The sequence below is a fragment of the Microbispora sp. ATCC PTA-5024 genome (genome assembly GCF_000511135.2).
Lineage (GTDB): Bacteria > Actinomycetota > Actinomycetes > Streptosporangiales > Streptosporangiaceae > Microbispora > Microbispora corallina.
The window spans coordinates 2,029,978-2,036,480 of record NZ_KI866522.1; the positions used below are offsets into that span (position 1 = coordinate 2,029,978).

Annotated in this window: 5 protein-coding genes; 3 read left to right on the plus strand and 2 right to left on the minus strand. The window is 72.6% G+C overall.

Going from position 1 to position 6,503, the window contains the following annotated elements; genetic code table 11:
* Positions 1-151: 151 nt before the first annotated feature.
* Entirely contained in the window at positions 152-1,117 is a 966-nt protein-coding gene (gene rsmH / locus MPTA5024_RS08935) for a 16S rRNA (cytosine(1402)-N(4))-methyltransferase RsmH (RefSeq protein WP_036321426.1), read from the minus strand.
* A gap of 242 nt (positions 1,118-1,359) precedes the next feature.
* On the minus strand, positions 1,360-1,791 hold the full coding sequence (gene mraZ / locus MPTA5024_RS08940) for a division/cell wall cluster transcriptional repressor MraZ (RefSeq protein ID WP_036323766.1): 432 nt from the start codon (positions 1,789-1,791) through the stop codon (positions 1,360-1,362).
* Positions 1,792-2,205: 414 nt separating this feature from the next.
* Here mraZ and MPTA5024_RS08945 point away from each other — a divergent pair, with 414 nt between their 5' ends.
* From MPTA5024_RS08945 to MPTA5024_RS08955, 3 genes are all read left to right on the plus strand, one after another.
* A complete protein-coding gene (locus MPTA5024_RS08945) occupies positions 2,206-3,243 on the plus strand; it encodes an AAA family ATPase (RefSeq protein WP_084369522.1) in 1,038 nt (345 codons plus the stop codon).
* Between the two features lie 10 nt (positions 3,244-3,253).
* A complete protein-coding gene (locus tag MPTA5024_RS08950) occupies positions 3,254-4,480 on the plus strand; it encodes a DUF58 domain-containing protein (RefSeq protein WP_036321431.1) in 1,227 nt (408 codons plus the stop codon).
* 36 nt (positions 4,481-4,516) lie between these two features.
* A partial coding sequence (locus tag MPTA5024_RS08955; protein WP_051457862.1) for a transglutaminase family protein occupies positions 4,517-6,503 on the plus strand: 1,987 nt, incomplete at its 3' end.

Consider the following 6,503-nt stretch of genomic DNA (forward strand, 5'->3'; position numbering starts at 1 on the left):
GCCTGCGGGTCGCGCCGGCGCCGGGGGGCGGGGACGGCCTGGGCCTCCGCCTCGATCAGGCCGTCGGGCGTGACGGCCCCGCCCGACCGGCCCGTCGTACGCGGGGCCGCGGCCGGGCGCGCGGCCGCCCTCCTGGTCTCCTGCTCTGTCCTCATCCCTGGCGGATCCTCTCTGCCGCCCGCAACCGGGCAGAGGCCGCCCGCGGGTTGCGGGCCACCTCGTCGTCGTCCGGGAGCTCTGCTCCCCTCGTCAGTAGGCGGAACCGGGGCTGGTGGGCCTCAAGGGGGACGGGGAGCCCCGGAGGGCTCGTGTCCGTGGTTCGCGCCGCGAGGACCTGCTTGGTGAGCCGGTCCTCCAAGGAGTGGTACGCGAGCACGACCACGCGCCCGCCCACGGCCAGCGCGTCGAGGGCCGCGGGCAGCGCGCGCTCCAGCGCGCCGAGCTCCTGGTTCACCTCGATGCGCAACGCCTGGAACGTTCTCTTCGCCGGGTTGCCCCCGGTCCGTCTGGTGGCGGCGGGGATGGCCGCCCGGACGAGGTCGGCGAGGCGCTTGGTCGTGCCGATGGGGTCCTTGGCGCGCTCCCGGGCGATGAGGCTCGCGATGCGCGCCGCGAAGCGCTCCTCGCCGTAGTCGCGCAGGATGCGGGTGAGCTCCGCGACGGAGTAGGTGTTCACCACGTGCTCGGCGGTGAGCTCCTGCTCGCGGTCCATCCGCATGTCGAGGGGGGCGTCGTAGGAGTAGGCGAAGCCGCGGCCGGCCTCGTCCAGCTGGGGAGAGGAGACGCCGAGGTCGAACAGGGCGGCGTGCACGACGGGACGCCCGGCCCGTTCGAGGACCTCGGGAAGCTCGTCGGAGACCGCCCGCACGATGGTCACCCGGTCCGCGTAGGGCGCGAGCCGCTCGGTGGACCGCTCGATGGCGGTGGGGTCCCGGTCGATGCCGACGAGATGGAGGGACGGGTGGGCCGCGAGAAGCGCCTCGGCGTGCCCGCCGAGACCGAGGTTGGCGTCGACCGCGACCGGGTCGGGCCCGGCGAGAGCGGGAGCCAGCAACTCCAGCACGCGACCGAGCATGACCGGAACGTGACCGCCCGACTGCGCGGGATCATGCGACAACGCTTACAACCCCCATATCGCCGCTACTGTGCTCGCGGATGCGCGGCTGCCGCCGGTGACTACCCAACGGGTCCCCACCCATGCCGGCCCCTCTGGCGGGGCCGACCCGTCCGGCCAGGTCCCCATCCGCGTCGCCGCCGTGGCGCCTGACACCGGGGAAGGTGCATCAGATGCCACTGGGAGCGGGTGGAGACCTCGCCGAACGTCACCGACGGGTCATTCGATCAGATGGATCAACGAATTCACAGGATTCCCGGCAGCACCTCCTCGGAAAGGTCGGAGAAGGCCTGCTCCTGGGCCTCCAGGTAGGTGTCCCACGCCTGGGCGTCCCAGATCTCCAGCCGCGTGTTGGCGCCGATCACGACGCAGTCACGTTCCAGCCCCGCGTACTGCCTGAGGCTCTGCGGAATGGTGATCCGCCCCTGCTTGTCCGGCGTCTCGTCGGACGCGCTGGCGAAGAAGACGCGGCTGTAGTCGCGGACCGCCTTGGCCGTGACCGGTGCGGTGCGCAGGGCCTCGGTGATGCGCTGGAACTCCTCTACGGGGAAGACGTAGAGGCAGCGCTCCTGGCCTTTGGTGATCACAAGACCCTCCGCCAGCTCCTCGCGATACTTCGCCGGCAGGAACAGCCGTCCTTTGTCGTCAAGGCGCGGTTGGTGGGTGCCGAGGAACAGCGGATCCACCTCCCGTGCCTTGCGGAGCGCTCAGCGCTGTAGCCTCTGCCCTCCACTGCGCACCACCATACTCCACTTCTCCCCACCGTCAACTGATTCAAGCCGTGTCGGCATTGGAATTCGGCCGCGTTTTCCCAGGTAAATCGGGGTGGTGCGGAGTGGGGCGCGCCGGCCCCCCGGCCGGCCGGCTGGGCGTGTCGGAACCCCCGGCGCGGGCGGGGAAGCCGTACGGGACCGGGATTTCCGCCGCCGCCCCGCGCGGGTGGAGGAAAGTGGAGGGGACTTTGTCACGGGATTCGCACGAACGCGGGACCTGAGCGAGAACACATCGGACGACACTGTGGGCTACCGCGCCCCGGGATTACTGGACAAAGTCGCTCGGGAACCACAGGAGACATAGGGTCAGTACACAGAATGGAAAAAGGAACGTATAACGCCCCATTCTCGGGGACGCACCCTCATGGAGGCCTGGTGGCAGCAACCCCCGACGTCACCGATGCGGAAACCCGGCTCGAGGATCTGGTCGACACGGCTCGCCGGATCCGCGACGCCATCGAATCCGTGATCGAGGGCAAGAGCGACGTCGTCCGCCTGACACTCACCGTGCTCCTGGCGGAGGGCCACCTTCTTATAGAGGACGTGCCGGGGGTGGGCAAGACCATGCTCGCCAAGGCCCTCGCGCGCTCCATCGACTGCCCCGTCAAGCGGGTCCAGTTCACCCCCGACCTGCTGCCCAGCGACATCACCGGCGTCAGCGCCTACAACCAGCAGACCCGGGAGTTCGAGTTCAAGCCGGGCCCGGTGTTCGCGAACATCGTGGTCGGCGACGAGATCAACCGCGCGTCCCCCAAGACGCAGTCCGCCCTCCTGGAGTGCATGGAGGAGCACCAGGTGACGGTGGACGGCGTCACCTACCGCCTCGAGTCGCCGTTCATGGTCATCGCGACGCAGAACCCGATCGAGATGGAGGGCACCTATCCCCTCCCGGAGGCGCAGCGCGACCGCTTCACCGCGAGGATCGCGATGGGCTACCCCGAGGCGGCCGCCGAGCTGGAGATGCTCGACGTGCACGGCGCCTCGCAGCCGCTGGACAAGCTCGACCCGGTCGCCACGACGGCCCAGGTGCAGGCGCTGATCAGGGCCGTACGGGCCGTCTACGTGTCCCAGCCGGTGAAGCGGTACGCCGTGGACCTGGTGGCGGCCACCCGCAGCTCCCCCGACCTGCGCCTCGGCGCCTCCCCCCGGGCCACGCTGCACCTGGTGCGGTGCGCCCGGGCGCACGCCGCGCTGTCCGGCCGCGACTACGTGATCCCGGACGACCTGCAGGACCTGGCCGTGCCCGTGCTGGCGCACCGGCTGCTGCCGAGCATGGAGGCGCAGGGCCAGCGCCGCCATCCGGAGCAGGTGATCACCGAGCTGGTCCGCCGTGTCCCGGTCCCGGACACGAGGTGACGGAGGACCGATGACGGGGTTCAAGGCCCTGACCTCCCGGGGACGGTCGTTCATCGCCTCGGGCGTCGCGGCCATGCTGTGCGCGTTCTTCCTCGGGGAGGGCGACCTGCTCAGGGTCGCCGTGCTGATCATCGCGATGCCGCTGCTCGCCTCGATGGTGGTGGCGCGCACGCGGTACCGGCTGAGCAGCGTCCGCCGTCTCGACCCGGCCCGGGTGGAGGTCGGCGCCGACAGCACGGTCACCCTGCGGCTGGAGAACGTCACCCGGCTGCCGACCGGCCTGCTGCTGGTCGAGGACACCCTCCAGTACGCCCTGGGGACCCGGCCGCGGTTCGTCCTCGACCGGGTCGAGGCCAGGGGCGTGCGGGAGATCGACTACAAGGTGCGCTCCGACCTGCGCGGGCGCTTCCCCATCGGGCCGCTGTCGGTCCGGATCACCGACCCGTTCGGCCTGGTCGAGCTGGCCAGGTCCTTCACGATCACCGACACGCTCGTCGTCATCCCCGAGGTCGTCCCGCTGCCGCCGGTGCGCCTGTCGGGCGAGTGGACGGGCGGCGGCGACAGCCGTACGCGGTCGGTGGCCGCGGCGGGCGACGACGACGTCGCGCCGCGCGAGTACCGCCAGGGCGACGACCTGCGGCGGGTCCACTGGCGGTCCACGGCGCGGCACGGCGAGCTCATGGTGCGGCGCGAGGAGCAGCAGTGGCAGAGCAGGGGCGCGCTCCTGCTCGACACCCGCAGGCACGCCCACCGGGGCGACGGGCCGCGGTCGTCGTTCGAGGCGGCGGTGTCGGCGGCGGCCTCGATCGGCGTCCATCTGTCGCACGAGGGGCTCGGCCTGCGGCTGGTCACCGACCAGGGCGCCCAGCACCTGTCCGACACCGGCCAGTCGTGGTCGCTGCTCGACGCGCTGTCCGTGGTGCGGCAGAGCTCGGCCCGGTCGCTGGAGCACGGCATCGCGGCGCTGCGGCAGGGCACGGGCGAGGGCCTGGTCATCGCGGTGCTCGGGTCGGTCGACGTGGAGGACGCGCGGGCCCTGGCCCAGCTCCGGCACGGCGGGATGAACGGGGTGGCGGTCCTGCTCGACGTGGAGGGCTGGGACGGCATGACCGACGAGACGGCGGAGCCGGCGCGCGCGGTGCTGACGGCGAGCGGCTGGCGCGTGCTGGTGCTCCCGGCCGGGGGCTCGCTCGCGGCCCTCTGGCCGCAGGCCGCGTACAAGCGCAGCGCCGCCTGAGGGCGCCTCCAGGACGGAACGAGGAGTGGACGACCGATGAAACTGCCGGTAGCCGCGGGTCTGTCCACCGCGGCCGTCGCGATCACGCTGTACCCGCTGTTCGACGGCGGCGCCTGGTTCTGGGCGAGCATGGGCGCGATCCTCGTGGTGACCGTGGTCGGCACGGTGGCCGGCCGCCTCGGCGCGCGTCCCTGGGTCACGCCGGTCGCCGCGCCGTTCGCCCTGCTGGTGTACCTGACGGCGGTGTTCACGCACGACCTGGCCTGGCTCGGCGTGATCCCGACGAAGGACTCGCTGCCGCTGCTGGCCGAGCTGGTGTCCACCGGGTTCGACGACATCCAGCGGTACGCCGCCCCGGTGCCGGCCAACCCCGGCATCACGCTGCTCACGGCCGGCGGCGTCGGGCTCGTCGCGCTGCTGGTCGACCTGTTCGCGGTGCGGATGCGCCGGGCCGCACTGGCCGGGCTGCCGCTGCTGGCCCTTTTCACCGTCCCGGCCGCGGTGATGACCGATCCCATCGGCTGGCCGGCGTTCGTGATCGGCGCGTTCGGGTACGTCGGGCTGCTGGTGGCCGACGGCCGGGAGCGGCTGAGCCACTGGGGCCGGGCCGTGGTGGTGCGCCGCTCCCGCACGCTGACCGGCGGCGGGTCCCCCGACACCGGGCGGCTCGCCCTGTCGGGCAAGCGCATCGGGGTGACGGCGATCGCGCTGTCCATCCTGCTGCCCGCGCTGCTGCCGGCCCTGTCCCCCGACCCGCTGTTCGGGTTCGGCGTGGGGAACGGCCTCGGGTCCGGCGGCGGCACGATCGCCATCCCGGACGCCATCGCCAAGCTGAGCGGGCAGCTCAGCCAGCAGAACAACGACACCGTGCTCACCTACACCAGCAGCGACGACCAGCCGCGCTACATGCGGATCTACGCCCTCGACCTGTTCGACGGGACGAAGTTCACCCCGAGCGGCCTGCGGGGGCGGCCGGAGGACCGGGTCTCCGAGGGCCCGCTGCCCCCGGCCCCGGGGCTCGGCCCGGCGGTCACGGTCAAGAGGGCCGAGACCCGCATCTCGATCAGCGAGGACATCGGCCGTCTCACGTTCCTCCCGCTGCCCTACCCGGCCGTGCAGGTGGAGGCCGACGGCGACTGGCGGGCCGACGAGTCGACGCTGACCGTGTTCTCCACCAAGGACGAGGCGGCGGGGCTCGCCTACCGGGTCGTGACCGGCGAGCCCGAGCCCACCACCACGCAGCTCGACACGGCGCTGCCGCAGCCGGAGGGCGAGGCGCGGTACGTGTCCCTGCCCTCCGGGCTCGACCCGCGGATCGCGGCGCTGGCCAAGCGGGTCACCAACGGCGCCACGACCCAGTACCAGCGGGCGGTCAAGCTCCAGAACTGGTTCACCCACGCCGGGAAGTTCACCTACAACATCCGGGCGTCCGGGTCGGGGCGCCAGGCGCTGTCCCACTTCCTGTTCGACGAGCGGTCGGGGTACTGCGAGCAGTTCGCCAGCGCGATGGCCGTGATGGCGCGGATGCTCAACATCCCGGCCCGGGTGGCCATCGGGTACACGGGCGGGACGAAGATCGGCGACAAGTGGACCGTGCGCGTCCACGACGCCCACGCCTGGCCGGAGCTGTACTTCGCGGGCGTCGGGTGGCTGCGGTTCGAGCCGACCCCGGCCGGCGCCGCCGGTCAGGGGACGGCCGAGGCGCCGCAGTACACGCTGCCCGTCACGCCCAGCGCCGGTCCCAGCGCCGGCCCGTCGTCAGGCACGTCCACCGGGACGGACGACTCGGACACGCTGGGCAGGCCGTCCCGTCCCAACCCCCGGCAGATCGACCGGGACCTCGGCGCCGTACCGCTGGCGCCCCCTCCCGGCATGCCGGTGATCGCCAAGGTGGGCATCGGCGCCGCCGTCGTGCTGCTGCTCGCCCTGATCCCGGCCGCCGCCCGGCTGCTGTCGCGGTCGCGGCGCGGCCGCGTGCTGGGCCGTACGGCGCCGCCGGCCGGGGCGGTGCCGGCGAGGGCCG

Coding starts and splice junctions, on each gene's coding strand:
- MPTA5024_RS08950 (WP_036321431.1), top strand. CDS start 3,254: ATGACGGGGTTCAAGGCCCTGACCTCCCGGGGACGGTCGTTCATCGCC.
- MPTA5024_RS08945 (WP_084369522.1), top strand. CDS start 2,206: ATGGAAAAAGGAACGTATAACGCCCCATTCTCGGGGACGCACCCTCAT.